At 62.1% G+C, this 26060-nt stretch carries 21 protein-coding genes and 3 pseudogenes; 16 read left to right on the top strand and 8 right to left on the bottom strand.

All coding sequences use genetic code 11. The features are described 5' to 3' along the window. Window positions 1-126: 126 nt before the first annotated feature. Window positions 127-606: a hypothetical protein gene (locus tag M3I53_RS14310; RefSeq protein WP_254316562.1), complete on the top strand. Its 480-nt coding sequence runs from the start codon at window positions 127-129 to the stop codon at window positions 604-606. A gap of 107 nt (window positions 607-713) precedes the next feature. Here the strand turns inward: M3I53_RS14310 and M3I53_RS14305 are convergent, their stop codons facing one another. Then, entirely contained in the window at window positions 714-980 is a 267-nt protein-coding gene (locus M3I53_RS14305; RefSeq protein ID WP_254316561.1) for a XapX domain-containing protein, read from the bottom strand. Between the two features lie 287 nt (window positions 981-1267). Here M3I53_RS14305 and M3I53_RS14300 point away from each other — a divergent pair, with 287 nt between their 5' ends. From M3I53_RS14300 to M3I53_RS14255, 10 genes and pseudogenes are all read left to right on the top strand, one after another. Beyond that, window positions 1268-1954, top strand: a complete 687-nt coding sequence (locus M3I53_RS14300; protein WP_254316560.1) for a hydrolase — start codon at window positions 1268-1270, stop codon at window positions 1952-1954. A 233-nt stretch (window positions 1955-2187) separates the two neighbouring features. Continuing rightward, window positions 2188-2355, top strand: a complete 168-nt coding sequence (locus tag M3I53_RS14295; protein WP_254316618.1) for a DUF1427 family protein — start codon at window positions 2188-2190, stop codon at window positions 2353-2355. A 19-nt stretch (window positions 2356-2374) separates the two neighbouring features. Continuing rightward, entirely contained in the window at window positions 2375-4264 is a 1890-nt protein-coding gene (locus M3I53_RS14290; RefSeq protein ID WP_254316559.1) for an amidohydrolase, read from the top strand. A 1-nt stretch (window position 4265) separates the two neighbouring features. Then, window positions 4266-4691: a DoxX family protein gene (locus tag M3I53_RS14285; protein ID WP_254316558.1), complete on the top strand. Its 426-nt coding sequence runs from the start codon at window positions 4266-4268 to the stop codon at window positions 4689-4691. Window positions 4692-4728: 37 nt separating this feature from the next. Beyond that, window positions 4729-5643 carry a glyoxalase gene (locus tag M3I53_RS14280; RefSeq protein WP_254316557.1) on the top strand — a complete coding sequence of 305 codons (915 nt, stop codon included), beginning with the start codon at window positions 4729-4731 and terminating at the stop codon, window positions 5641-5643. After that, window positions 5640-6327, top strand: a pseudogene (locus M3I53_RS14275) (YoaK family protein). The gene M3I53_RS14280 and the pseudogene M3I53_RS14275 overlap by 4 nt, the downstream one beginning before the upstream one ends. Before the next feature lie 158 nt (window positions 6328-6485). After that, a complete protein-coding gene (locus M3I53_RS14270) occupies window positions 6486-7868 on the top strand; it encodes an alginate export family protein (RefSeq protein WP_375542528.1) in 1383 nt (460 codons plus the stop codon). A 24-nt stretch (window positions 7869-7892) separates the two neighbouring features. After that, the gene (locus M3I53_RS14265) at window positions 7893-8204 is read left to right on the top strand and encodes a hypothetical protein (RefSeq protein ID WP_254316556.1); all 312 of its coding nucleotides are present in this window, start codon (window positions 7893-7895) and stop codon (window positions 8202-8204) included. After that, on the top strand, window positions 8204-8608 hold the full coding sequence (locus M3I53_RS14260; RefSeq protein WP_254316555.1) for an AraC family transcriptional regulator: 405 nt from the start codon (window positions 8204-8206) through the stop codon (window positions 8606-8608). Before M3I53_RS14265 ends, M3I53_RS14260 begins: the two co-directional genes overlap by 1 nt. A gap of 60 nt (window positions 8609-8668) precedes the next feature. Further along, window positions 8669-8833 (top strand): annotated as a pseudogene (locus M3I53_RS14255) (IS110 family transposase); the annotation flags it as partial. Window positions 8834-8846: 13 nt separating this feature from the next. Here M3I53_RS14255 and M3I53_RS14250 read toward each other — a convergent pair. The 3 genes from M3I53_RS14250 to M3I53_RS14240 form a co-directional block, all read right to left on the bottom strand. After that, complete coding sequence (locus M3I53_RS14250) at window positions 8847-9245, bottom strand: helix-turn-helix transcriptional regulator (RefSeq protein WP_254316554.1); 399 nt, start codon at window positions 9243-9245, stop codon at window positions 8847-8849. Window positions 9246-10137: 892 nt separating this feature from the next. Further along, on the bottom strand, window positions 10138-11322 hold the full coding sequence (locus M3I53_RS14245) for an endo-1,4-beta-xylanase (RefSeq protein ID WP_254316553.1): 1185 nt from the start codon (window positions 11320-11322) through the stop codon (window positions 10138-10140). A gap of 369 nt (window positions 11323-11691) precedes the next feature. Beyond that, window positions 11692-15564, bottom strand: a complete 3873-nt coding sequence (locus M3I53_RS14240) for an autotransporter outer membrane beta-barrel domain-containing protein (protein WP_254316552.1) — start codon at window positions 15562-15564, stop codon at window positions 11692-11694. Window positions 15565-16102: 538 nt separating this feature from the next. On the opposite strand from M3I53_RS14240, the gene M3I53_RS14235 reads away from it, so the two are divergent. Then, window positions 16103-16795, top strand: a complete 693-nt coding sequence (locus tag M3I53_RS14235; RefSeq protein ID WP_254316551.1) for an alpha/beta family hydrolase — start codon at window positions 16103-16105, stop codon at window positions 16793-16795. A 454-nt stretch (window positions 16796-17249) separates the two neighbouring features. Here the strand turns inward: M3I53_RS14235 and M3I53_RS14230 are convergent. The 4 genes and pseudogenes from M3I53_RS14230 to M3I53_RS14215 all read right to left on the bottom strand — a co-directional run. Beyond that, window positions 17250-17490, bottom strand: a pseudogene (locus M3I53_RS14230) (tyrosine-type recombinase/integrase); the annotation flags it as partial. A 220-nt stretch (window positions 17491-17710) separates the two neighbouring features. After that, window positions 17711-18712, bottom strand: coding sequence for an NADP-dependent oxidoreductase (locus M3I53_RS14225; protein ID WP_254316616.1), 1002 nt, complete (start codon window positions 18710-18712; stop codon window positions 17711-17713). 49 nt (window positions 18713-18761) lie between these two features. Next, window positions 18762-19571 (bottom strand): oxidoreductase, encoded by an 810-nt coding sequence (locus M3I53_RS14220; protein WP_254316615.1) that lies wholly within the window; start codon window positions 19569-19571, stop codon window positions 18762-18764. A 106-nt stretch (window positions 19572-19677) separates the two neighbouring features. Next, the gene (locus tag M3I53_RS14215) at window positions 19678-20286 is read right to left on the bottom strand and encodes a TetR/AcrR family transcriptional regulator (protein WP_254316550.1); all 609 of its coding nucleotides are present in this window, start codon (window positions 20284-20286) and stop codon (window positions 19678-19680) included. A 573-nt stretch (window positions 20287-20859) separates the two neighbouring features. Between M3I53_RS14215 and M3I53_RS14210 the strand changes: the two genes are divergently transcribed. The 4 genes from M3I53_RS14210 to M3I53_RS14195 all read left to right on the top strand — a co-directional run bounded on the left by M3I53_RS14210 (window position 20860) and on the right by M3I53_RS14195 (window position 26046). Beyond that, entirely contained in the window at window positions 20860-21927 is a 1068-nt protein-coding gene (locus M3I53_RS14210; protein ID WP_302057674.1) for an asparaginase, read from the top strand. Window positions 21928-22195: 268 nt separating this feature from the next. Next, entirely contained in the window at window positions 22196-23575 is a 1380-nt protein-coding gene (locus tag M3I53_RS14205; protein ID WP_254316549.1) for an MFS transporter, read from the top strand. A 76-nt stretch (window positions 23576-23651) separates the two neighbouring features. Then, entirely contained in the window at window positions 23652-24653 is a 1002-nt protein-coding gene (locus M3I53_RS14200; RefSeq protein WP_254316548.1) for a LysR family transcriptional regulator, read from the top strand. Then, window positions 24631-26046, top strand: a complete 1416-nt coding sequence (locus M3I53_RS14195) for an aspartate ammonia-lyase (RefSeq protein WP_254316547.1) — start codon at window positions 24631-24633, stop codon at window positions 26044-26046. The genes M3I53_RS14200 and M3I53_RS14195 overlap by 23 nt, the downstream gene beginning before the upstream one ends. Window positions 26047-26060 lie beyond the last annotated feature (14 nt).

The raw sequence follows: 26060 nt of genomic DNA, 5'->3' as shown, positions 1-26060 counted from the left end.
GCAACGCAATGCCGGCGCGACCGATCCTTGAAAGTCGCGGCTCCGGCCGTTAAAGACCGAAGCAACCTTACCTGGCTTATCTGGCTTGCGCTTCACGCGCGGCGATCACGGTGCGGAGACACGACTATGAATCACGATGAAGCTTTGAACCGCGCCACTGCCGACGCGCGCACGATGGATGAAGCGCCTGAGTTCGCTCGCTTCTGGGCGTGGCTGCGCGGGCGCGGAACGGCTGTTGCAAGCGACGCAAGGGCGACCGGGCTCACCGGCGCGTGGACCCGCAGGCTCGTGAAATTCTCGGCGCTCTGGGCGCTGGTCGAGTTGCCCGTTGCGTACTGGAGCGCGGCTGACGACCTGGAGCGCGCGGCGCTCGCGGTGTCGACGGTGATCTGGCTTGCGATCGTGGTTCGCGTGCTCAAGGGCGGCGCAACGGCTCGCGGGGTATTCGTTTTTCTCTGTGCGCTCAGTCTCCTTGCCGTCGCGCCCGCGCTGCCCGCCGAATACGCGAATTTTCGCATCGCGTTCTGGCTCTCACTCGTGGAATGTGCTTTTAAATGCGGGCTGTTCGTGGTGTTCGTCTCGCGCTATATCGCTATGGAGCCGTGAGCACGAGAGCCGCGGTAGACCGAAATAGGCAAAACGCATGGCGTCATAGCTTACTATGACGCCCGTATGTCACACGAAAAAAGCGATTGCCAGGATGCCTCTGAAGATTATCGATCTTCCTTTCCTGCATCGGGGATACGACCGCCGGGCAGCGCGCCAAACATGTGCTGGCTGCATTTCGCCTCACGCCATGCTGCACCGGGCTTGAGCCCCGATACGATTCGCCTCACAACGGGCAGAATCTGCTCTCCAGCCAGAATGCCAAGCAGGCCTACCAGAGCAATCGCGGGAGGGGCGGGCGATTGCACGCCGATCAGACTGTAGACGACCCCCGCAAGAATGCCTGCGAGGAGTGAAAATAAGTATGCGTTCATCGGACGATTTCCCTGTGTCGCAGTGAAAGTGATATTCGATAATGAACGATAAAGGTATCAGATTGATTTTGAATGGAGGAGGCTAATTCAGAATACTTCAGGAAGTTTGCGCTGGCCGGGAATTCAACATCAGATCTCTTCAGAATTCTTCAGAGCCACTTGCTGGTGATTGCGTGTCAAATAGCGCTAGCTGGAGTGTCGCTACTTCAGGCAGAAGACAGACGGAAATTCGGCTGTCCCGCCCAAGAGGCGGTCTACCTATTCCTCGATCAAAGGACGCAAGCACCATGAGCAACGCCAAACTTGAAGTACTCACCCCGCAAAACAGCCAGATGATCTTCATCGATCAGCAGCCGCAAATGGCCTTTGGCGTTCAGTCGATCGACCGCCAGGTCCTGAAGAACAACGTCGTTGGGCTGGCCAAGGCGGCGAAGGTCTTCAACATTCCCACCACGATCACGACGGTCGAGTCGGAGAGCTTCTCCGGCTATACGTACCCGGAACTGCTCGACGTGTTCCCGGACCACAAGCTGCTCGAACGTACGTCGATGAACTCGTGGGACGACCAGAAGGTGCGCGACGCGCTTGCCGCGAATGGCCGCAAGAAGGTGGTCGTTGCCGGTCTGTGGACGGAAGTCTGCAACACGACCTTCGCGCTGTGCGCGATGCTCGAAGGCGACTACGAGATCTACATGGTTGCCGACGCATCGGGCGGCACCTCGAAAGACGCGCACGACTTCTCCATGCAGCGCATGATTCAGGCCGGCGTCGTGCCGGTCACGTGGCAGCAGGTCATGCTCGAATGGCAGCGCGACTGGGCGCGCCGCGAGACCTATGACGCCGTGATGAAGATCGCGAAGGAGCACTCGGGCGCGTACGGCATGGGCGTCGATTACGCGTACACGATGGTTCACAAGTCGCCGCAGCGCACGTCCGCGCCGCATGAAATTCTGCCGGCGGTTCCGGCCCGCTGATCGGCTTCTCTGTGATTGTGGACATTGATGCGGCGCGCTCCAGGCGGGGGCGCCGCGTCTTTCTCCACTAGTTGGCAGCGTGCTCGCGCAGGGTTCGGGATTCGATGAATCTCCGGCGCGCCTGTCACATCAATCAGGACAACCAACCGATGCCGGAACTGCTGCAAACGGAACCTCTGCGGGTTCCCCGGCAGCCATGTCCCGCATTCCAATCCGACCGCGAGGCCGACCGCATGGAATCTTATCTGGTGTCACTGGGCGCGGGCGTGCTCATCGGCGTGATCTACAGCGTGATCAGGGTCCGCTCGCCCGCGCCGCCGCTGATCGCCCTGGTTGGCTTGCTGGGCATGGTGATCGGCGCGCAGGCCGTTCCCGCCCTGAAGCCGCTGCTGGGTCTTTAATCAACGTGAGGAAACGCCCGTGAGCGCAACCGACAGCCACCCCGATCTCATTCTTCATAACGCACGCATCACCACGCTGGACCGCTCCAACCCGCTCGTCAGCGCCGTGGCCATCGCCAACGGCCGCTTCGTCGCGGTTGGCGGCGAGGCGGACGTCATGCCGCTCGCGGGACGCGGCACGCGCGTCATCGACTTGCAGGGGCGCCCCGTGCTGCCCGGCCTGATCGACAATCACCTGCACCTCATCCGCGGCGGCCTGAACTACAACATGGAACTGCGCTGGGACGGCGTGCGCTCGCTCGCCGTTGCCATGGAGATGCTCAAGCAGCAGGTTGCGATCACGCCCGCGCCACAATGGGTGCGCGTGGTCGGCGGCTTTACGGAGCACCAGTTCGCCGAGAAACGCCTGCCCACGATCGAGGAACTCAACGCGGCCGCGCCGGACACGCCCGTGTTCATCCTGCACCTGTACGATCGTGCGCTGCTGAACGCCGCCGCGCTGCGCGTGGTGGGCTACACGAAGGACACGCCGGAGCCGCCGGGCGGCACGATCCTGCGCGACGCCTCGGGCACGCCCACCGGCCTGCTGCTCGCCAATCCGAACGCGACGATCCTCTACGCGACGCTCGCCAAGGGGCCGAAGCTGCCAGCCGAGTACCAGTACAACTCGACGCGTCATTTCATGCGCGAACTGAACCGCCTGGGCGTGACGGGCGCGATCGACGCGGGCGGTGGTTCGCAGAACTATCCGGACGACTACGAAGTCATCCGCAAGCTGCACGACGCGGGCGAGATGACGGTGCGCATCGCGTACAACCTCTTCACGCAGAAGCCGGACGCGGAAAAGGAAGACTTCGTGAACTGGACGCAGAGCGTCAAGTATCACGATGGCTCGGATTACTTCCGGCATAACGGCGCGGGCGAGATGCTAGTGTTCTCGGCGGCCGACTTCGAGGACTTCCGCGTGGCGCGCCCCGAGTTGCCGCCGGAGATGGAGGGCGAGCTCGAAGGCGTCGTGCGCGTGCTCGCGCAGAACCGCTGGCCGTGGCGTCTGCACGCCACTTATGACGAAACAATCAGCCGCGCGCTGGACGTGTTCGAGAAGGTCAACAGCGACATTCCGCTCGAAGGGCTGAACTGGTTCTTCGATCACGCGGAAACCGTTTCAGATCGCTCGCTCGACCGCATCGCGGCGCTGGGCGGCGGCATCGCCGTGCAGCACCGCATGGCGTACCAGGGCGAATATTTCGTCGAACGATATGGTGCGCGCGCGGCCGAGGCCACGCCGCCCGTCGCGAAGATGCTCGCCAAAGGCATCAAGGTCTCCGCGGGCACCGACGCCACACGCGTGGCGTCGTACAACCCGTGGGTTTCGCTTGCGTGGCTCGTGAGCGGCAGGACGGTGGGCGGCCTGCGCCTGTATCCGCAGCGCGATCTGCTCGATCGGGAAACGGCGCTGCGCATGTGGACCGAGTACGTCACGTGGTTCTCGAACGAAGAGGGCAAGAAGGGCCGTATTGCGGTGGGGCAGCTTGCCGACCTGATGGTGCCGGACCGCGACTTCTTCGCCTGCGCCGAGGACGATATCGCCGACACCACAGCGCTGCTTACGGTGGTGGACGGCCGGATCGTGTGGGGCGCGGGTCCGTTCTCGGAGCACGACGCGCCGATCCCGCCCGCGATGCCCGACTGGTCACCGGTGCGCCAGTACGGCGGCTATGGCGGCTGGGGCGCGACGCAGCAGACTGGCGCGCCGTTGCAGCGCGCGGCCGCGGCGGCGCTGTGCGCCTGTGCGAGCGCGTGCAACCTGCATGGCCATGCGCACGGGAGCGCATGGGGCAGCGCGCTGCCGACCTCGGATGCGAAGGGCTTCTGGGGCGCATTCGGTTGTTCGTGCTGGGCGATCTGACGTGGCGGCGTTCACGGGTCGGGGCAACCCGGCGTGGATTCGCGCGTTGCTTGCGCAGCCATGGGTTGCGCCGCTCGTGCGCGTCGCGCTGGTTTCCGCATGGCTGATCGGTGGCGTGGAAAAGCTGCTGGACTTCGACGCGGCCGTTGCGGAGCAGGCTCATTTCGGCCTGCATCCGCCCGCGCTGTGGGCCGCGCTCGCGATCCTGGTGGAGATCGGCGGCTCGCTGTGCGTGGTGTCGCGCCGCTTCACGTGGCTCGGTGCGGGCGCGTTGGGCGTGCTTACGCTCGTGGCCATGCTGGTTGCCAACGACTTCTGGAACCATACGGGCGCCGCGCATTTCATGGCGCTGAACAGTTTTTTTGAGCACCTCGGGCTGATCGCGGCGCTCGTGCTGGCCACGCTGCTGGAAGATATCCGCGACTGACCGGCACAAACCTATGATGAAACAAGGAAATCCGACGATGAAAGCATTTCGTTCCGCACTGCTCGCGCTGATGGTGGCGGGCGGTCTTGTCGCCGCGCCCGCGTCATTCGCGAAGCCGCCTGTGATGGAGTCCGAAACACCGGCCGTGGCCGTCGGCCCACAGTACGATACGACGCACGTGTACGTTGCCCCGGAAGACTTCGACCTCTTCACGGACAGCTTCGTGGCGACCTTCGGCGGCAGCAAGTCAAAACAGGGCGTATTTCAGGTCACGCCCACGCCGAGCCAGACAATGTCGCAGCTCGTGTTCACACCGTCGGGCACGATCTCCGTGTTCGGCTTCAAGACGCCGGTGCCGTATCCCTTCGGCTCGGAGCGTACCGGCTACCTCGTGACTGACATGGACGCGGCAGTGAAGGCGGCGCGCGCGCATGGAGCGGACGTGATCGTCGACACCTTCCCCGATCCGATCGGGCGCGACGCGATCATCTCGTGGGCGGACGGCGTGAACATGCAGCTTTACTGGCACAACCAGGCCCCGCACTACGACGCGCTCCAAATGGTTCCCGAGAACCGTGTGTACGTTTCGCCGAAAAGCCTGCACAAGCTGGTGCATGACTTCGTGAAGTTCTCTCACGGCAAGGTGGTGTCCGATGAGGCGAAGGCGCCGGGCGTTGAAATCGGTCGGCCGGACGAGACGTATCGGCGCGTGCGGATCGAATCGGGCTTCGGCAAGATGACCGTGCTGGTGACGGACGGCCGTCTGCCCTATCCGTTCGGGCGCGAAACGACGGGCTACGAAGTGGCGAATCTCGACGAGACGCTGCAAAAGGCCCAGGCCGCGGGTGTGAAGGTGCTGGTGCCGGCGTTCACCTCAAACGGTCGCAACGCGGCGATCGTCCAGTTCCCGGGCGGGTACATCGCCGAAATCCACGCCAACGCGGCGAAATGAAATACGAGGACACGATCCTGGCGGCGGTAGCGGGCTTTGTAGACACGCTGAGTTTCGTGGCGCTGTTCGGACTCTTCACCGCGCACGTCACGGGCAACTTCGTGCTGATCGGCGCAGGCGTGGCTGGCTACGGGCAGGGCGTGCTCCTCAAGCTGATCGTGTTCCCGGCGTTCGGCGCGGGCGTGGCAGGCAGCAGCCTGCTGTTGCGCTCGCTCAGCGGGCAGCACGCGCGCCAGGGCGCGCGCCTGCTTCATGCGGTGCAAGCAGTGCTGATGCTCGGCTTTTGTCTCGCGGGCGTCTGGGGTCAGCCAGCCCGACACGCTGCCGGTGGTCGTGGCCGGCGTGCTCGGCGCGTTCGCGATGGGCGTGCAGAACGCGCATCCACGCCTGATCGTGCGGGCCGCCGTGCCGAATACGGTGATGACGGGCAACGTCACGCAGGCGATTCTCGACGTCGTGGACATGGTGCACACGGGCGCGCCTGAGAGCCTGCGCGCCGCGGCGCGCGCCCGGTTCGCGAAGATGATGCCGGCCATCGCGGCGTTTGCGGCGGGGGCGGTGGGCGGCGCGCTCGGCCTGCGCTACGTGGGTTTCTGGGCGCTGCTCGTGCCCGTGTGCGCGCTGGCTGCGCTCGCGTTGACCACCGGAGAGCACGAGCGCGCGGCAACCGCCGACCCGGCATAACGCGAACGAATCGAAGCGGCGGGGCGCCTGCCCTTCGTACGTCTCGCGAAATCAAACACACGCCGTCAACGGCAAGGAAAAACATGGTGTCGAGCACGACGCGCGGGCGTCGAAAGAAAAGGGCCGCGGGCGTTGCGGCTGCCGCCGGGCTGCTGATGATGAGCGCCCATGCGGCATTCGCAGAGACGGGAACGAACGCGCCGGACAATACGCCCACGTGCGACGTCAAGCGCCCCGTGCCTGGCTTCAACCGCTGGCAGGAAGACTGGGGCGTGCTCGCGAATCCGTGCCTGCCGCGCAGGCCTTTCGACGGGCTCAAGTACATCCCGCTTTCGAAGAGCGATCCCACCTGGTATCTCTCACTGGGTGCGAACCTGCGCGAGCGTTTCGAACTCAACAACACGCCGCTCTTCGGTCTTGGCAGCGCGCGGCCCGACAGCTGGGTGATCCAGCGCGCCGAAGTCCACGCAGACGCACACTTCGGCGAGCACGTGCAGGCATTTTTCCAGCTCGAAGACGCGCGGCCATTCGGTAAGGACTCCGTCACCCCCGTGGACAAGAACCCGCTCGATATCGAGCAGGCATTCGTGGCGTTCGTCTACGGCGTGGGCGGCGGCACGTTCAAGGCGCGCGTGGGCCGGCAGGAAATGGCGTTCGACTTGCAGCGCTTCGTTTCCGTGCGCGACGGCCCGAACGTGCGCCAGGCCTTCGACGCGCTGTGGGCTGACTACGAGATCGGCAAGTGGCGCTTCATCGGCTACCTCACGCAGCCCGTCCAGTACCGCGACACCGCCGTGTTCGACGACGTCTCGAACGGTCACCTCACCTTCAGCGGCATACGCGTGGAGCGCGCGAACACGGGGCCGGGCGATCTCTCGGCGTACTGGTCGCGCTACGAGCGCGACAACGCGCGCTTTCTCGATGCGAGCGGCAAGGAGCGGCGCGACGTGTTCGACGCGCGCTACGCAGGCAAACAGGCACAGTTCGACTGGGACGTGGAAGGCATGGTGCAGACCGGTCGCGTGGGTGCCGATACGGTGGGCGCGTGGGCGTTCGGTGCGCTGGGCGGCTATACGCTCGCCGCGCTGCCGGGCACGCCGCGTCTCGGGCTCCAGGTTGACGGCGCATCCGGCGACCGGCATCCCGGCGACGGCCGTGTGGAAACGTTCAATCCGCTTTTTCCGAACGGCTACTACTTCACGCTGGCAGGCTACACGGGTTACAGCAACCTGATCCATGTGAAGCCTTCGCTCACGTTCAAGGTCACACCGAAGGTGACGCTGCTCACGGCGCTGGGCTTCCAGTGGCGTGACACGACGGCGGATGCGGTCTACGGGCAGGGCATGGCGGTGGTGCCGGGTACGGCGGGCAAGGGTAACCGCTGGACGGGCATGTATGCGCAGGTGCGCGCGGACTGGCTGGTCAGCGACAACGTGGCGCTCGCACTTGAAGCGGTGCATTTCGAAGTGGGCGATTCGCTGCGTGCGCTCGGTGCGCGCAATGCGGATTATGTCGGCGTGGAAGCGAAGTTCGGCTGGTAATGAAGGGTATCGACAGGGGGCGCCATGAGTACGCATCTGCATGAACTGGAACTCGCGCGGTTGCGTGCCGCCGTGCGTGCGAATCTCGACGACGCGCGCGTATGGCGCTGGTACGCGGATCTTATGGAGGACGAGCGTGTGAGTTGCACGCGCACACGCGACGGCTGGCAGATCACCATCGATGGGCGCTGCACCGTGGAGGACGAATCGTTCGATCGTGCGGTGCGGCTTGCCGCGCGCACGTGGCTCGATATTCCGCGCGCGCCGCTCACACTGCGCCGCCGTCGCAAGCGCGCGATGAAGCCAGGCGTGGCGCTCTTTCCACAGATCATCTAGTGCAACTGTTAGCCATAGGCACTATTCGTCGATCACGTGGCGCTCGCATTCCAGGCTCACGTCGCACACCGGTATGGCGGCGTCAACGCGCGCAGGGAGAAGCTGCTAGCCGGCTCGCGCCGTGGCAGGAGCGTCGCGCGAAGGAACTGCTGCTGGCGCACCTGGAAGGGCAGATCTCTCTTGCCGACGTGGCACGCGCATGCGGCTTGTCGCGTGGCTATTTTCTTAAGGCTTTCCACCAGACGACGGGACTGCCGCCTTATCGCTGGCTCGTCAGTCAGCGCATCGAGCGGGCCAAAGAGTATCTGCGCGATGCTCAGACGCCTTTTAGCGCGATTTCGCAGGCTTGTGGATTTGCGGATCAGAGCCATTTCACGCGAACTTTACGCGGGTCACGGGCGTGAGTCCTGGACGGTGGCGCTTGGGGGCTCTGTCGCAATAACGCGGTCCGGTATGATGTGCCGCAGGCCGTTCTTGCGCTGCATCGTCGTATGCGTCAGCAACTCGTGAAATTCCGCACGATGCAGTTCAACAGTCTTCGCGGGCTGTTGAGCGAGTATGGCGAAGTGATGGGATGCGGTAGGGCAGCGCTCGACAAGGCAATAGTCGAGATTCTGGAAAGGTTGTCAGGGGCAGCATTAGTCACGTAGTCAAGGTCATGACCGGCGCTTCGTTGGCCAGCCACGAGGTAGGTGTTTTTCCGACGAGTCTTCTGAAGACACGCGTGAAATGCGCTTGATCGCTGAAGCCATATCGTTGCGCAATCTGCGCGATCCCGTCAGGGAGTTCAATTAAATCGATCTGCGCGGCGGCAATGCGAAGTCTTAACCTCCATTGATGAGGCGTATATCCGACGCTTCGCCTGAAAGTGCGAAAAAAATAGGATTTCGACAAGTTCACGGAAACCGCAATATCTGTCATTGAAAGCTCGGCAGTCGTATCGGCTTCCATAGCCTGTAGAACGCTGTCAAGCCATGGAGGCGGTGGTTCCGGAAATGCCGCAGTCGGATCTTGTGTGGTTCTTTTCGGCTTAATGCTCATCGAGTTCCCCTCGAATTGTTTTCCTTCACAGATGGCACGAGCGGCAGTGTGCCTCATTGGAAAGGAAATTTGCATATACGTAAAATCAATACATCCTTGAAAAAAAATCAAGAATCGGCCGACTGCGTTTCGCTTTGTCAGGTTGGGTAATGTCCTCTCCCTGACGCGCGTCTGAACTACACGCCAGGCTTCCAGAAGGCAGCGACGAATGCGCTCAATGAAGAACTCGCAACTGGGATGGCGCAGGTGGACTCGTGGTCCATGAGGCGCCGTTTTTCTACGCTGCGCACCATGGAACCGGAAATTGTCGCCGGGAATCGCTAGGAGTCCACCGGAGCGTAGCCAGCGAACGAACGCCGATGGACAGTCCCGTCCAACTGCTCGCCCTTGCCGCAGACGACTAGTCTGACGTAAGCGATCTCCCCAGCTTTTACGCGCTCTATGGGGCGGCTAGCGTAGAGCGTGTGTATTGGCCGCACGATCGTCTCGCGCGGTGCCCGGATGATGGGTACGGGGTAGTGCGGTCGGGTGGGAGTCAAACCTGGCGCGGCTTCGCCGGCCAACTGTTGGAGTCGGCTGCCTTCCGCCACATGGGCCTTACGGCCTGCTCCGATCTCTCTTCCGATGGCTCACTGATGACCGCGTTCTGTTCGAAGCTCTCTCGCCGCAATATGACGGATGCCTGAACGTCGGCGGAAAAGATCGTGGCCTATCAATTTCGCCATCCTTACTATGAGGGAATTGGAGAGCCAACGTTCATCGGATGATCGGGATGTATGGAACCGCCACAGCGGACTCAACGATGGATATGGGCCGCCGTGTTTCTCCAGCAGACCGACTTCCGGCGCGGCGTCTGGCTCAAGCGGATCGCGTCGAGGCGTGGCGAATAGCCTTACGGTTGCCACGACGAATCGGCTATTGCCCAGAACGCGGCTTTCGGTTTCAGGTTCGCGTCGAATAGCAGCGGCAGATTGGTACGCGGCACCGGTATCGAGGTCAGCCACGTGTGCTTGTCCGAATAGCCCCAGAAGGTGACGGCCTTGATGCTTGGCTCGTGCTCGAACAGATCGAACACCGCGCGATACCGCTGCGCCTGCGCACGCATCACGTCGTTCGGCACCGGCTGGCCGACATCGGGCAAACACGCAGGCGGATGGCTCCAGCATGCGCCCGGGTCGCTGTACAGACTGACATCGAGTTCCGTCACCTGGTTTTCGAGTCCGAGGGCGGCGACGTCGTCGAAAGCCTGCTTCATATTTTGGAGCGGCGGCCAGTTGATGCTGATATGCATTTGATGCCCGACGCCATCGATCGGCACGCCCTGAGCACGCAAATCGCGTATCACGGAGAGCAGCTTCGCGCGCTTGGCCGCGTCGTCCGTGCTGTACTCGTTGATATAGAGCTTGACGTCAGGGTCGGCCGCACGCGCGGCGCGGAACGCAATTGCAATGTAGTCCTTGCCGAGCGCGCGATACCACGGGCTGTCTTCGCGATAGACCTGATGCGGGTCGTCGCTGATGACTTCGTTCACGACGTCCCATGCATAAACCTTGCCGCGAAAATGCGTGACGACATCGGTCACATAGCGTTGGAGCCGTGCCGCGACGATATCGTGGTAACGCGGATCTTTGGCGTCGCCTGTAAAGAACCAGTCCGGCGCCTCGGTCCATTCGCCGCTCCTGTAATGCCACACCAGCGTGTGCCCACGCACGGCCAGGCCATGCGCCTGCGCGAACGCCACGATCTGGTCGGCCGGCGCGAAGTTGTACTCGCCTGCGGCCACGCCTATCGTGCCCGGTTTCATTTTGTTCTCGGCGGTCACGCTCGAGAACTGGACGGCCAGCAGCGCGGCGTCGGCGGGACTGTCGATGGAATCGGGTTCAATCGCCGCGCCTACCTTGAAATGGGCGGCCATCACGCTTTTCAGTTGCGGCACGGCCTGTGTGGGAGCAGCTGCGAGCGGCAATCCATCGCGGGTGGCAGCCGTTTGGTTGTGCGCGCAACCTGAGATCGACGCAATCGTGAGCAATGTGACGCCTGCGTACAGTGCACGCACGGCGACCCCCGATGGACGCATTCCCGTCTCCTTATAGTGATGTGCCTGGCCAGAAAGCATGTTTGCGTACCATGCAACGTTACCGGTAACGTCGTGGGATATTAAACACCGGACTTCAAGGTTGCCATGCGGGGTTTACCTGACACACGCGAGGTGCAGCGGCGGGCTTTGACGAGAGAACGTATGAGGAGGCGGGCAGAGGCCGGGCTGAGAGACCAAAGAGTCATCCCATCCCGGCTGTGAGAGGCGAAACCGGAGCCGCGGTTCGTTCGAGCTGGTCGGTGCAGTCGAGTCATTAAGACGCAAGTGGTGAGAACTGCGCATCGATGTCGAGTACGCGCGACATAGACTGCACCGCTCGACACGTCGCAGCGCTGGCTACAGCGTTACCTACCAAAGAAAGCGCACGCCGAGATCGCCCTCGACGCCACTGCGGCGGACATTGCTACTTCCACTTACCGCGAACTGGTAGCCGCACTGTCCGTAAAGGTTCAGCCGATCCTTGATCCTGGCGGTGACACCGCCGGCGAACTCCAGCCGCGTGGCCTGCACATTCAGCGGCACCGGTTCATTGCCGAAGGTCGTGGTGGCCTGGGCATTGAAATCCCGCCACAGGTTGGCACGCACATACGGCTGCCACACCGCTTCATGGCTGCCTTCGATGGTCCACTTCGCGCGCACGCCGAGACGGCCAGTCGCGCCCGACGTGGAGCCGAGGGACACGTCGCCCAGACCGTCGTTCGTGTCGGAGAACGACACATGCTGCCAGATGATTTGCGCCTGCGGCTCCAGCTCGAAACCCGGGCCGAGCGGCAGCGGGATCGGATAGCCACCCTCGAGGGATGTCACGAATCCCGTACCCTGGACCGGCAGATTCGCGAACTGCGTGGTCGCGGCGCCGTCGTAGTGCGTACCCTGCACGACTGCATCGAGATACCAGCCGCTGGGGCCGTAGTGCGTCCAGTAGCCACCGCCTGTGTAGGCATTCAGATGCATCGAGCCGGTGTGCTCCAGCACGTATCCGGTTGTCGCGGCGTTGGTGACGAGGCCATCGACATCGGCACTGCCGTAGCCGTATGCAAAGTAGACGCCTGCCGCATCGCGATGACCGGGCAGGAAGCTTCCTCGCCATACGTCGAGACCCGTCTGCAAGCCTCCGACTCCGCCGCTCGCGCGCGGATCGGCGTAGGCCTCGTAGTGGTTGTCGATCTGGCCGCCGAACACGCGTGCCCAGGCGGAGCTTGCCCAGCCCGAACCGCCCGCTGCGCCGCTCTGCGTCGTGAGCGTGTCGCCGATGCGCTCATGCAGCGTCCCGAGCATCTCGACACCCATCTGCCGGGCGACCGGCTGCACGACGCCGTAGGTGGCGAGTTCCGGCCCGATGATCGGGTAGATGCCAGGCGGCAGCGGATCCGGTGGGGGCCCGGTGCCGGTTCCCGGTTCCAGTTCCTCTTCGCCTCCCCCCGGTGGAGGCGGCACGACGAACGAGGAGCGCAGAAACCAGTCCTCGGGATTGCTGCTGTTGAGGCCACCGCGAAACAAACGATAGTCTTCGGCGCCACCGCGCGCCTCGCCAGCAAGCGTAAAGGCATCCGGCGCCGTGGTCCCACCGTTGGTTGTCTCGACGACGAGAATGCCGTTGCCCGTTGTCAACCCACCGGAGCCGCCGGCGTTCGTGATGCGTGCGGCTGAAGGGTCGGCGCGGCCGCCGTTGATGACGAGCTTGTCCGACGGCGAGCCGTCCAGACCGAGGAACGTGCGCAGCGCGAGCGTGCCGCCGGCCCCCACATAATTTTTGACGGTCACCACACCGAATTGCCCCGCCGGGAGACCGAAGCCCGGCTCAACCGTTCCGGCATTGGTGACGGTATTCAAGTCCGTTCCTGTACCGCCCAGGGTTCCGTTCGCCTCCACATTGACCGGCGACTGCAACGAGCCGGTCAGATTGAGCACGCCACCGCGAACGTTGGTCACACCGGTATAGGTGTTCTGGCCGGACAATGTGAGCACGCCGTTGCCGACCTTGGTCAGCGCGCCGCTTCCGGAAAGCACGCCGGACCATGTCGCGCCGAGGCCGTTGGTGTCGATGGTCGACGTCGTGCCGCCGACCAGCGTTGCGTTGACGCCTGCGCTCAGCGCCGAACCCACCACCTGGATCGTTCCACCGCGGAGGTTGAATGCATACGTGCCGCCCAGATTGTTGAAGTCGCCGAACAGCGAATTGCCGCCAATCTGCAGTGTGCCGCCCGCCAGGTTGTACGTACCGTTGCCGGCCGCCGCGAGGAACAGTCTCGACCCGCTGCCGATTACCAGGGTGCCGCCGGTCTGGTTGATCGTGCCGGTGCCCTCGCTACCCGTCGACGCGACGTTCGAGCCGAGGAACAGCGATCCGTTAGCCACGTTGAAGGTGCCGCCGCTCAGGTCGAGCGTGCCGCTGCTCGGGTTGCCTTGCGTATTGCGCCCGAGCGTCACGAAGTCGGTGACGCTGTTGCCGAACGTGACCGTTCCGCCCAACAGGTTGTAGGTGCCCGTTCCGCCCTGATTGCCGATATTCAGCGACACCGGCGTGCCCGGCGTACCGAAGACGACGTTGCCCGCGGTCTGCGTCACCGTGCCTGTGCCGCCGAAGTCGCCGACCTGAAGCGCTGAGTTGAACGTGAGCGTGCCGCCGCCCACGTTCAACGTGCCCGACGACGTCGATCCGGGCACCTGCGTCGCCAGCGCATTGCCGAGGCCCAGCGAAAGATAGTCGATCGCGGCGCTGCCGCTGTTGACCGCCAGTCCGCCGCCCACGACAAAAGCCGAGCCGCCCTGAATCCGCGCGCCGTTGATCGTGAACGTCCCTGTGCCAGTCTTGACCAAGATGCCGTGCAGCGCGTCGTTCACCGTGCCGGTATTGACGATCGTGCCGGAGAAGGTGGTGTTCGTGTTATCGGTGCCAACCACCAGGATGTTCGTGCCGTCGATCACGGTGCCGCTGCCCGACAGGTTCGGTAGCGGCACGACACCGGTCGGGATCCCCGGTATCGGCGTGGTCGTGACGCCCGAAATATCGAAGGTGCCGTTGTTCAACATCCCGCTGGTGAGATTGATGCTGCCGTTGCCGGTCAGCGCCAGCGTGCCGGCCGAGATGGTCGTCATGCCGGTATAGGTGTTCGCATTGGTCAGCGTGAGCACGCCGTTGCCGACCTTGGTCAGCGCGCCGCTTCCCGAGAGCACGCCGGACCATGTCGCGCCGAGGCCGTTGGTGTCGATGGTCGACGTCGTGCCGCCGACCAGCGTTGCGTTGACGCCTGCGTTCAGCGCTGAACCCACCACCTGGATCGTTCCACCGCGGAGGTTGAATGCATACGTGCCGCCCAGATTGTTGAAGTCGCCGAACAGCGAATTGCCGCCAATCTGCAGTGTGCCGCCCGCCAGGTTGTACGTGCCGTTGCCGGCCGCCGCGAGGAACAGTCTCGACCCGCTGCCGATTGCCAGGGTGCCGCCGGTCTGGTCGATCGTACCGGTGCCCTCGGTACCCGTCGACGCGACGTTCGAGCCGAGGAACAGCGATCCGTTGGCCACGTTGAAGGTGCCGCCCCTCAGGTCGAGCGTGCCGCTGCTCGGGTTGCCTTGCGTATTGCGGCCGAGCGTCACGAAGTCGGTGACGCTGTTGCCGAACGTGACCGTTCCGCCCAACAGGTTGTAGGTGCCCGTTCCGCCCTGATTGCCGATATTCAGCGACACCGGCGTGCCCGGCGTACCGAAGACGACATTGCCCGCGGTCTGCGTCACCGTGCCTGTGCCGCCGAAGTCGCCGACCTGAAGCGCTGAGTGGAACGTAAGCGTGCCGCCGCCCACGTTCAACGTGCCCGACGACGTCGATCCGGTGCCCAGCGAAAGATAGTCGATCGCGGCGCTGCCGTTGGTGAGCGCCAGTCCGCCGCCCACCACGAAAGCCGAGCCGCCCTGGATCGTCGCGCCGTTGATCGTAATCGTCCCGGCCCCGGTTTTGACAAACTGGCCTTGTAGCGACACGGGATCGCTCGCAACGCCAGCGTTGTTGATCGTGCCGGAGAAAGCGGTGTCGGTGCCATCGGTGCCGACAATCAGGACGTGGTTGGGGGGAGTGTCGATGGTTCCGCTCCCGGAGAGATTGGGCAGTTCAGTGGGTATCTGCTGTGCCAGCGCCGGCACGGGTGACTGGCCCAGGAGCCAGATGGCATGGAGGATGCTGAGGGAGTTGAGCCGCTGATGCCGCGTCGTCAGCGATGTCGCCAATTGACTGCGCGCGACGCCTGCAAAAGTGTTTAACGATGCGCGACGAATCGATCTTGCAGCCATGCCAGCCCCTCCAATACCCGCCGGTGGAAGCTTGCCAGGTCAGTTAACTCGACCTTGGGAGACCGACCCATCGACGATAAATGTTGGACAGCGAGGCCCCGAACAGTCAATGCCCTACTAGTTGTGCCCTGTCGGTTGAGTTGTAATTAAGCCTCGCTAATAATAGGTAGGCAGATCGAATTGTCAAGAAGAAACCCGGAAGGATTCGATTGAGAATCTACCATCTCCTAAACACACGTGAACGCAACCAAAATGCATGTTATTCAATATGTTTGCATTCAGTAAATTGGATACCTAAATATTATTAGCGGTGGCGACGATTGGCCGCTTCGCCCTTTAAATGAACTGCCCTTCGACAACTTCCTTTGACGCTGATTGCAGTGTCGTAACAGTTCGCTGACAATGATGCAGGCGTGCAATTACACCGCTTGATGCAGAATCGGCGCAATGGCCACAACGACACGACCTGAATACCATGGACGACCCAGAATCGCTTTCCCTGGCACTGCCCGACGGCACCAAGGTCTCTGCGCTCCTGCGAGTGCCGGAGGACGCGCGAGCCCTGTATGTCTTCGCGCACGGTGCCGGGGCGGGCATGCAGCATGCCGGCATGTCGTCATTGGCCGACGCGCTTGCGTCGGCCAATGTCGCCACACTGCGCTACCAGTTTCCGTACATGGAGCGGGGCTCCAAACGGGTGGACTCGCCGGCCGTGGCACATGCTGCCGTGCAGGCAGCAGTCGCAGAGGGCCGCCGGCGGCTGCCAGACCTGCCGCTCTTCGCGGGCGGCAGGTCGTTCGGCGGCCGCATGACGTCCCAGGCCCAAGCCATCGCACCGCTCGACGGCGTGCGTGGCCTCGCTTTCGTCGCATTCCCGCTGCACCCGGCGGGCGCGCCCGGCGTGGAGCGGGCACGGCACCTGGCGGACGTCACGGTGCCGATTCTCTTCCTGCAGGGCACGCGCGACAAGCTGGCCGAGCTTCACCTGCTGAGGTCGGTCGTCGAGACACTGGGGCCACGCGCCACGCTGCATGTGGTGGACGACGCAGATCATTCGTTCCACGTGCGCGCGTCCTCCGGCCGGACCGACGCCCAGGTCGTGCTCGAACTGGCACGGACGATGTCGGCGTGGTTCTTCGCCGAAGGAGAGTTCGTGCCAGTTACCTGAGCAAGCGCAGGAATGCCGGTAGCAGAGTCGGGGCGGCGAGCCGGCGAACTCGCACGCTCAATCGCTTCGCTATGCGCAGATTGTCTGTCGCATAGCCACCATAAGCGACGCCTGTCGCGTCAGAGGGATGGTGTCGGCAACTTCGCTGCTGTAGTTGGCGCTCGTTGGTGGAGAGACCCTAAGTCGTATCTCACGCAATTCGTGGCGTCGAACCGTGTCGGTGGATGAGTCCAGGAAATCAGGCGCGAGTCGATAAATCTACAAAGACTTCAACTGAACCGAAGATCGAGTAGAGCCCGATTGGGAGGGCGTGAACGTCCGTTAAGGCTTGAGAAGCAGCCGACTATGTTTTTGGCTCTATCGTCGCTTCCTGGCCGGTTTCGCGCGGACGGAGGAGCGCGAAAGAGCAGCCGCACGGACTCAAATCCAGTCCGTGTGGCGTGCGCCGATCCCGTTAGATCTCAGTCTGTTCGGATATCTCCAGAGCATCGTCAACTTCGATCCCAAGGTAGCGCACTGTACTTTCCAGCCTGCTGTGACCAAGCAACAGTTGGACTGCCCTGAGATTTTTTGTGCGCTTAGATTTCAATGTCCACTTTGGTGCGTCGCATCGAATGGGTGCCATAAGCGGTTGGGTCAAGCCCCGCTGCTGCTGCCCATTGATGTACCATCCGGGCGCATTGCCGGGTCGAGATGGGAGTTCGATTTTGTTACCTCGCCAGGCGTCCGCTTACGATCAATTTTCCGGATGCTTGCAACCGGCCATGAGCCGCCGTTCCTCTTCGTTGTTCTGCGGACGTTTGAAGGGCCGCTTCACAACTGACAGCGGACGGTGACCTCCTGCGTTCCGAGGAGATATTCGCCGTCCAGCAAGTGCCGTTGCCTCCGCGTGGAAGCGAACAGAGATTCCTCCTTCTACTTGATCTTGATAACGACCTTACCCTTTGCACGCCCGGTTTCGACATACGCCAATGCCTCTCGCGTTGATTCGAACGGGAAAATACGGTCGATGACGGGCTTTATCGCAGCGGCGTCGACGAGCTTGGTGATCTCGGTTAGCTGGTCTCCGTCGGCACGCATAAAGAGGAATGAATAGCCGACATGCCGACGTCTTGCCGCCTTTCGGATGCGATAGCTTAGAAGGCGCATCGCCGCTCTCAGGAACCAGGCGGCACCAATCTGTCTGCCAAATTCAGGATCGGGCGGACCGGCGATTCCGATCAGCTTGCCACCCGGCTTGAGCACTTGCAGTGATTTTTCGAGGGTCTTTCCGCCCTGCGTATCCAGCACCACGTCACAGTCTTTCAATACAGCGGCAAAGTCGTCCTTTCTGTAATCGATGACGATGTCCGCACCGAGCTGCTTCATCAATCCGGCATTCGCGGCGCTCGCTGTCGTGACGACGGTTGCCCCCAGGTGCTTCGCCAGTTGAATGGCAAACGTGCCGACGCCGCCCGAGCCGGCGTGTATGAGCACCTTCTGCCCCGGCTTCAGTTGTGCTCGTTCGACCAGCGCCTGCCATGCAGTCAGGCCCGCCAATGGGATTGAAGCCGCTTCTTCCATACTGAGCACGTTGGGCTTGATTGCCACGGCGTCTTCCGTGATCGCGATGAATTCCGCGAAAGTGCCGATCCTGTCTTTGGGCGGTCGCGCATACACCTCATCGCCCGGCTTCAATCGCCGCACGCGTGATCCGACGCGGACAATGGTCCCAGCCAGGTCGTTGCCCAGTATCAACGGCAAGCGGTAGGGCAAAATCAGCTTGAATTCTCCGTCCCTGATCTTTGAATCGAGTGGGTTCACGCCAGCGGCGTGAATCTGGATCAATACGTCGTCCTCACGCAGTTCCGGAACCGGCATTTTGCCGGCTCGTATGCCATTCTTGCGCCCATATCGATCGACGACGAATGCCTTCATCATGGTTCGTTGTTCCTTGCCAGTTTCTCGTTGCGTGAAGTCATGCCATCTACGTTGTGAGCCGCAGATCTCTGCGAATGCTGGCGTCCACCAGGCCCACAGGGGCAAATCTGCGTAGCAATCGGAGACGGCCGGCGAGTCCTCCCGCTGCATAGCGGAGTTTCGGGCGAGCCGCGAGAGCGGCCTGCAAAACGGTTTCGGCCACAACCTCAGGACCGTCAGCGCTTTCGACTACCTCCTTGACTCGCTGATCCAGGGCTACACATACCTCGCGGTACGCGTCGAGGGGGGCGTCGGGCGGCATGAAGTTCGTGTCGAATGCCGTCTTGATGTAGGCAGGCTCGATCACCGACACCCGAATGCCCATCGTGCGCAACTCGTGGTCGAGCGACTCCGAATAACCCGCTACCGCGTGCTTGGTGGCGGTATACAGCGCCATATAGGGCATGGGCAGGAAACCCAGCACAGAGCCGATGTTGATGATGCGCCCGCGACCTTGTTGCCGCATATGGGGCAGCACGGCACGCGTCATGCGAATAATCCCGAAGAAGTTCGTATCGAAGATCGTACGCGCCTGGTCAAGCGAACTTTCTTCGGCAGCAGCCGGGGCGACGCCGAAGCCAGCGTTGTTCACCAGCAGGTCGATGCGGCCGTGCAGGCGCAGCACTTCCTCGACAGCTGCTTCGACTGATGCATCGCTGGTCACGTCCAGACACAGCATTTCGAATGTCCGCTGGCCAGCTTGTGCGCTACGTCGGCTAGTGCCGTAGACCTTGTACCCGGCCTTGGAAAGGAGGTTTGCCGTGGCTTCACCGATGCCAGAGGAGGCGCCCGTAACAAGGGCTATTTCGCGTTTCATCATGTCTTTCCGGTAGCGAGAAGTGTGTTTACATGGTTAGGCGAGCGCCTGAATATGATGAGCGTCATATTTTTGATCCAACGAAAGCGGCCGCTTGGCAAACGGATTACTCATCAGCGGGCGCGAATTTATTCAGTGCGGCTTCGAGAAGACTGTCCGACAGTTTGGGGTCGTCGACGGCGCGCGCCAGCACCATGGTGCCGACCATTGTGGCAACGGTCAGAAGTGCCTGTTCATGTGCGCCCGGCTGCCCCCAATCTGGCAATTGCCGGGCGACGACATCTATCATTTCCTTGATGCGCCGGGTGGCCGCACGGCGCACGACCGGCGCCTGGCGCGGCATCTCCGAGCCAAGGGCAGAGACCGGGCAGCCCGTCGCTACGGCGTCACGGTGCTCTTGCGATAGATAGGCGCGCACCATCGCCGACAATGCCTGCTCCTGCGGCACGGAAGCGGCGATTTGCTCCGACAACGCCACGGCCTCAGCACCAGCGCGGTCGGCCGCTTCGGCAAGCAGCACCTCCCGCGATGGAAAGTGTGCGTAGAAGCCGCCATGTGTCAGGCCAGCCTCCTTCATGATGTCGGCCACCCCCGTCCCGTCGTAGCCACTGCGCCGAATCGCACGGGCGGCAACTTCGACGATGCGCTCGTGCGTGATTTCCTTGCGGCTAGCGGGTTTGCGATTGGATGATGATTTTTGCATGATGGTCATCATATACGAATTTACTGCACGAAGCAATCTCGATTGGTTTCAAGGCGTCCACCTTCTCGCTCGCTCAAGAAGGGTAGCGGCCGCTCTGAGACGGCGGCTCGCGAAAGCCGTTAGACGAAGCAAGGTCTCCGGAATGAACCGCGGGTGCACTACGCCGCCGTCACCATTGAGGCCGAAGACGTTTGACGAGCCGGTTCGTCCTTGCAACCGGCGAACTATCGGTGGCAGGTGAGGGGTCGCCGCGGTCACGCGGGTTCTAAGGTTGTGAGGGTGTAATCGCAGTTGTGCGACAACATTGACCGGACCTCTGCGCTGGCCTCGATCGCCTTGTAGCCGCTCTGACTGGTTTGAGAGCCCGCTAAAAGAGCATGCGTGGCGGTTTGACCAAGCGTTATGAATGGGTACCTTCATCTTCCGTACAGCGCATTATCAGTTTTTCTAATGAGGACCCGCGCCTGATTCGATTTCCTGAATGTGTCACTACACTCGTCTTCAGCGATACGCCCAATCTTGATGGCTATCCAGGATTCCACTCTTCCAATCTGGAGACATCCCGTGAGACACAACCGCGCTCATATGAGCAACTACTTAGACTGGCTTTTAGCCGGCCTTGCACTCTGCCTGTTCTCAGTGACCCCGGCCATGGCGCAATCCACATCCCCCGAGAAGCTGCCCCACGTAGCGGTGCTGGCAACCGGCGGCACGATCGCAGGTACCGCAGGAAGTGAGACGCAGACGACGGGCTACAAGCCCGGCGTCCTGACGGCTGACGCGCTTCTCAAATCGGTGCCGTCACTGGGCAAGATTGCGCAGGTGTCCGGCGAACAGATTTCGAATGTCGGGAGTGAGAACATCACCAACGATATCCTCCTTAAACTGGCGAAGCGCGTGAATCAGCTTCTCGCTCAACCGGACATCGCAGGTGTCGTGGTGACCCACGGCACCGATACCCTCGAGGAAACGGCCTATTTTCTGGATCTTGTCGTCAAGAGCGACAAGCCCGTGGTGGTCACGGGATCGATGCGGCCGTCGACGGCCATCAGCGCCGATGGTCCGAGCAATCTCCTGCAGGCAGTCACGGTTGCGGCCTCGCCGGAGGCGCGTGGCCACGGCGTCATGATCGTGCTCAACGACCGGATCGGCTCGGCTCGCTACACCACGAAGACCAACGGCACGTCGCTGGATACGTTCAAGGGAAACGATTCCGGCTACCTCGGCACGCTGGTTGATGAGGTTCCTCACTTCGAGACGTCCGTGTTGAAGCGCAACACCACTTCAACGCCGTTTGACGTATCGAAGCTCGATTCTCTCCCGGAAGTCGATATCGTCTACGGCTATCAGAATGACGGCGGCTTCATGTACGACGCCGCAGTCGCACATGGAGCAAAGGGCATTGTGGTCGCCGGCGTTGGAGCAGGCAGCGAATCGCTTCTCACCCTTCCATCTATCAAGAAGGCGATCGCACAAGGTGTGGTTGTGGTCCGCTCCTCTCGTACAGGGGGCGGATTCGTACCGGAAGATCCGGCCTATGTGGGGCTTCTCGGCGACGATTTGAACCCTCAAAAGGCCCGCATTCTCCTCATGCTTGCGCTCACGACAACCAAAGATCCGGCAAGTATCCAGGCAATGCTTCACGAGTTCTGAGCCGCTCCGCCGGCCGAGCGCCGGTGAAGATGATTCCTTCAGGCGCGACGGTGCTGTCAAAGCACCGCCGCGCCGCATGCCGTTCCCTCTCCGGGCCTAGACCCGATTGGTGTGCGTCGAGGTGCTGAACTTCAACCCCCGCGTGACATACTATTAGTATTGGTGATACTGGCACCGGACATGCTGTTTTCTTGAATCCGAGTCCCTACACTGGTTTCAGAAGGCGCCGGCAGGCGCCTCGCTGAGGACCAGAGTCCAGGAGACGAAAGTGAGCAAGCAGATATTGTTGGAGGACGTTCCGCTGCGCGGTTTCCACTTGCGCGTGGCGTTCAGCGGTACAGGCGGACAGTTCAGCGACGGTTTCGTGCTGGGCATCATCGGCATCGCGGTGAGCATGGCTGCAGGGGCTCTTCACCTGAACGCGCTCTGGATGGGAGCACTCGGTGCGGCGTCCCTTGCCGGTCTGTTTTTTGGCAGCATGTTTGCCGGGCCCGTGGCGGACAGATACGGCCGGCGCACCATTTTCGCCTTCGACATGCTGCTCTTTGCGGCGATTTCCGCAGCGCAATTCTTTGTGACGTCGCCGACCCAGCTGCTGGTGTTGCGCCTGCTGCTTGGTCTCATTCTCGGCGCCGACTATGTCGTGAGCAAGTCGCTCGTCACAGAGTTCTCACCACGCCGCTATCGTGGCCGTCTCCTGAGTGTGCTCGCGGCAGCCTGGGCGGCGGGTTACGTCTGCGCGTACCTGGCTGGCTTTGCCCTTCGCGATGTCGGCCCCGACGCATGGCGGATCATGCTGGCCGCCAGTGGACTGCCGGCACTGCTGATCCTGCCGTTCCGTCTCGGCGTACCCGAGTCGCCCATGTGGCTGATGAAACGCGGCCGGAAGGACGAGGCACTGGAAATCATCCGCGCAAAGTTCGGTCCGGAAACCATCCTGCCTGCACCGGCAGCCGCGCCCCAGCGACGTCGTGGTGCCTGGTCAGAACTGTTCTCGGCCCGCTGGAGAAAAAATACGCTGGTGGGCTGCGTGTTCTACACGTGCCAGGTCATTCCATACTTTGCGCTCGGTACCTTCTCTCCGAAGGTACTGCAAGCCTTGCAGGTCAAGGACGGCTTTGTCGGTGGACTTGTCTATAACGTACTGCTGTTCGCTGGAGCAATCTTTGGACTGCTGATCGTTGACAGGCTCTCGCGTCGCGCGTTCCTCATTGGCAGCTTCTATCTCGCAGCTATCGGACTGGCGGTGCTCGCGTACGCCGGGTTCGGGCCGCTCGGCACGATACTCGCGTTCGGCATTTTCGCCTGCATTCTCTCGGCGGCGGCGAACCTCGAGTTCGTCTATCCGCCCGAGCTTTTCCCGACCCACCTGCGCGCGTCAGGCGTCGGGCTGGCCGTTGCCTCCAGCCGGTTCGGTTCCGCGATCAGCACGTTTCTCCTGCCCGTGGCCGTGCAACAGGTTGGCATTCACGCTGCGCTCGGCGTGTGCGTGGCCGTATTGGTGTTCGGCGGCGTGTTCTGTCATTTGTTCGCACCGGAAACGGGCAGGGAGAGTCTTTCGGATATGGGTTCTGGCCAGGGCGGCAACGAGCCGGCGGTGGACGGTGCCCAGAACGTGAGCCTGCACACAGTGGGACATCGCCACTGAAACCCTTGCGTCCGGCGCTCACACGTTGGCGCACTCAGGGCAATGTCTGCTGATCGTAACCATGAGAGAGCCCATCGTGTCGCTCAACAAGCCAATTGATATGTATGCGGTGCAGGTCTTCGTCGCCGTGGCGGAGGAAGCCAGCATGTCCGGGGCGGCCGCGCGCATGGGCATCTCGCAATCGGGTGTCTCGCAGATCGTCCGCCAGCTGGAAGACGAACTGGGGGTCGTGCTGGTCAATCGCACGACCCGTCCCCTCGCGTTGACGCCATACGGCATCGCATTGAGGAACCGCGGAGCGGTACTCAGCGAGGAGATCGCCAATCTGAAGGCGCAGGTCGTCGAAGCGGGGCGCGGAATCAAGCCTGATCTTCGCATCGGATTTGTTGACTCGTTCGCGGCCACGTGTGGCTCAGCTTTTACGAAGCGGCTGTTGGAGAAGGTATCGCAACTTTCTATCCGTACGGGATTGAGCCCGCAGCAAGGCGAGGCGCTGCTGCGGCGCGATCTGGACCTCATCGTCACGAGCGACGCGCTGATCGACGCCAATGACGTAGTGCGGTTCCGGCTCCTGTCCGAGAAGTACCTTGTCATCACGCCCCGGGATTTCCGCAAGTCGGTTCGAACCGTGGAGGACATCCGGTCCCTGGCCGACGCATTGCCTATCGTGCGCTTTAACCGGAAGTCACAGGTCGGCATGCAGATCGAGCGCTATCTGCGTCGAATTGAGGTGCGTACGCCGACCAGGCTGGAGCTCGACAACGCTGACGCGCTGACTTCAATGGTGGCCGAAGGCATAGGCTGGGCCGTGACCTCGCCGATGTGTCTGCTTCAAGGTGCAGCCTACGCGGACGGGGTCACTCGCCACGTCGTCGACAGGCTGGGCCTCGAACGATCGCTGTATCTGGTTGCGAGGCGCGACGAATACAGCGCCTTCTTCGAAGATGCATGCGATACGGCATCCAAAGTGATCGAAACATCGTTTCTCCCGCGAGTGAAAAAAGCTCTCGGTCAGGAAATTGAACAACTGATTGATATTGGAAACAGGAACTCAAATGAACAGTCAAGCCAAAGCTGAAACGCGTATCGAGCGCGACTACGTTGGTGAAGTCGATATTCCGGTCGAGAAGTTGTATGGCGTCAACTCGGTGAGGGGCGTCGACAACCTGACGGTTTCTCCTCTCAGCATTGCCCACTATCCGGCGTTTGCAGTGGCTTTCGCGCAGTGCAAATGGGCGGCCGCGCTCGCGAACCGGGACACCGATGTCATCACGCCCGAGCAATGCGATGCAATCAGCCGTGCGTGTCAGGAAATCATCGAAGGCAAGTTTCGTGACTCACTGATCGTCGATCTGCTCGAGGGCTCAGGTGGCACGTCGACGAACATGAACTTCAACGAGGTGATCGCCAATCGGGCGCAACAGCTTTTGGGTCACGAGCCAGGTTCGTACGACGTGATCCATCCGAACGACCATGTCAACCGCTCACAGTCCACGAACGACGTGTATCCAGCCGCGCTGAAGATTGCGACGTATGCGATGCTCGGGCCGCTCATTGCGAAAGTAGAGCAACTGGCTGAGCAGTTCGATCGCAAGACGATCGAGTTTGCCGACGTCCTTCATCTCGGCCGTACGTGTCTCCAGGATGCGCAGCCGATGCGTCTCGGTCAGCTTTTCGGCGGTTACGCGTCGCTCGCACGACGTCTCGCGGAAGAACTGATGGCGGTTCGCGACAAGCTGCGTACGCTGCCGCTCGGTGGTACGGCTATCGGTACGGGATTTGGTGCGCCGGCTGGGTATCGAACTGCGGTCTACCGGCACCTCGCGGATATCGCAGGCGTCGACTATGTCGCGCCGGCAAACTCGTTCGACGCGATGCAGAATATGGACGTGTTCTCGCGCGTTTCGGGCGAACTTCGCACCTGTGCGGCGTCCATGGCGAAAATTGCATCGGACCTGACGGTTCTCTCCTCCGGCCCTGTGGGGGGAATTGGGGAACTGCGCCTGCCGGAGGCGCAGGCCGGCTCGTCGATCATGCCGGGCAAGGTGAACCCTGTGTTGCCGATGGCCATGATCCAGTTGAGTTTTGCCGTGATCGGCAATGATGTCGCGGTGGCTCAGGCCGTCCAGTATGGCGAACTGGAAATCAATCACTTCGAGCCCGTCGTGGCTTCCCGTGTGTTCGACAGCGTCATGCTGCTGACCAACGGCATCGAGCGGTTCGCGCAGAAGTGTGTCGCCGGCATCACCGCCGACGTTGCAAGCAATGAGCGACACCTGATGGATTCGATGGCTGTGGCCACAGCGCTCGTGCCAAAGCTTGGATATGCGCGTGTCAGCAAACTGGCGCGGCAGTCGGTTGCGGAAGGTCGGCCACTCGTGGAGATTCTCGACGAATCTGGGGTGCTGTCGCGCGACGATACTCTGTCGCTGATCGATGCGGCCTCATACCCGGTATTTGAGCCGAGGTAATCGGCTGCTGGCCG

It is taken from the genome of Paraburkholderia sp. CNPSo 3272, from assembly GCF_024206495.1.
Lineage (GTDB): Bacteria > Pseudomonadota > Gammaproteobacteria > Burkholderiales > Burkholderiaceae > Paraburkholderia.
Note: the sequence above shows the minus strand (reverse complement) of the source record. Positions and strands in the feature narration are given on the sequence as shown.

Coding starts and splice junctions, on each gene's coding strand:
- M3I53_RS14310 (WP_254316562.1), top strand. CDS start 127: ATGAATCACGATGAAGCTTTGAACCGCGCCACTGCCGACGCGCGCACG.
- M3I53_RS14305 (WP_254316561.1), bottom strand. CDS start 980: ATGAACGCATACTTATTTTCACTCCTCGCAGGCATTCTTGCGGGGGTC.
- M3I53_RS14300 (WP_254316560.1), top strand. CDS start 1,268: ATGAGCAACGCCAAACTTGAAGTACTCACCCCGCAAAACAGCCAGATG.
- M3I53_RS14295 (WP_254316618.1), top strand. CDS start 2,188: ATGGAATCTTATCTGGTGTCACTGGGCGCGGGCGTGCTCATCGGCGTG.
- M3I53_RS14280 (WP_254316557.1), top strand. CDS start 4,729: ATGAAAGCATTTCGTTCCGCACTGCTCGCGCTGATGGTGGCGGGCGGT.
- M3I53_RS14270 (WP_375542528.1), top strand. CDS start 6,486: ATGAGCGCCCATGCGGCATTCGCAGAGACGGGAACGAACGCGCCGGAC.
- M3I53_RS14265 (WP_254316556.1), top strand. CDS start 7,893: ATGAGTACGCATCTGCATGAACTGGAACTCGCGCGGTTGCGTGCCGCC.
- M3I53_RS14250 (WP_254316554.1), bottom strand. CDS start 9,245: ATGAGCATTAAGCCGAAAAGAACCACACAAGATCCGACTGCGGCATTT.
- M3I53_RS14245 (WP_254316553.1), bottom strand. CDS start 11,322: ATGCGTCCATCGGGGGTCGCCGTGCGTGCACTGTACGCAGGCGTCACA.
- M3I53_RS14235 (WP_254316551.1), top strand. CDS start 16,103: ATGGACGACCCAGAATCGCTTTCCCTGGCACTGCCCGACGGCACCAAG.
- M3I53_RS14225 (WP_254316616.1), bottom strand. CDS start 18,712: ATGAAGGCATTCGTCGTCGATCGATATGGGCGCAAGAATGGCATACGA.
- M3I53_RS14220 (WP_254316615.1), bottom strand. CDS start 19,571: ATGAAACGCGAAATAGCCCTTGTTACGGGCGCCTCCTCTGGCATCGGT.
- M3I53_RS14215 (WP_254316550.1), bottom strand. CDS start 20,286: ATGATGACCATCATGCAAAAATCATCATCCAATCGCAAACCCGCTAGC.
- M3I53_RS14210 (WP_302057674.1), top strand. CDS start 20,860: ATGAGCAACTACTTAGACTGGCTTTTAGCCGGCCTTGCACTCTGCCTG.
- M3I53_RS14195 (WP_254316547.1), top strand. CDS start 24,631: ATGAACAGTCAAGCCAAAGCTGAAACGCGTATCGAGCGCGACTACGTT.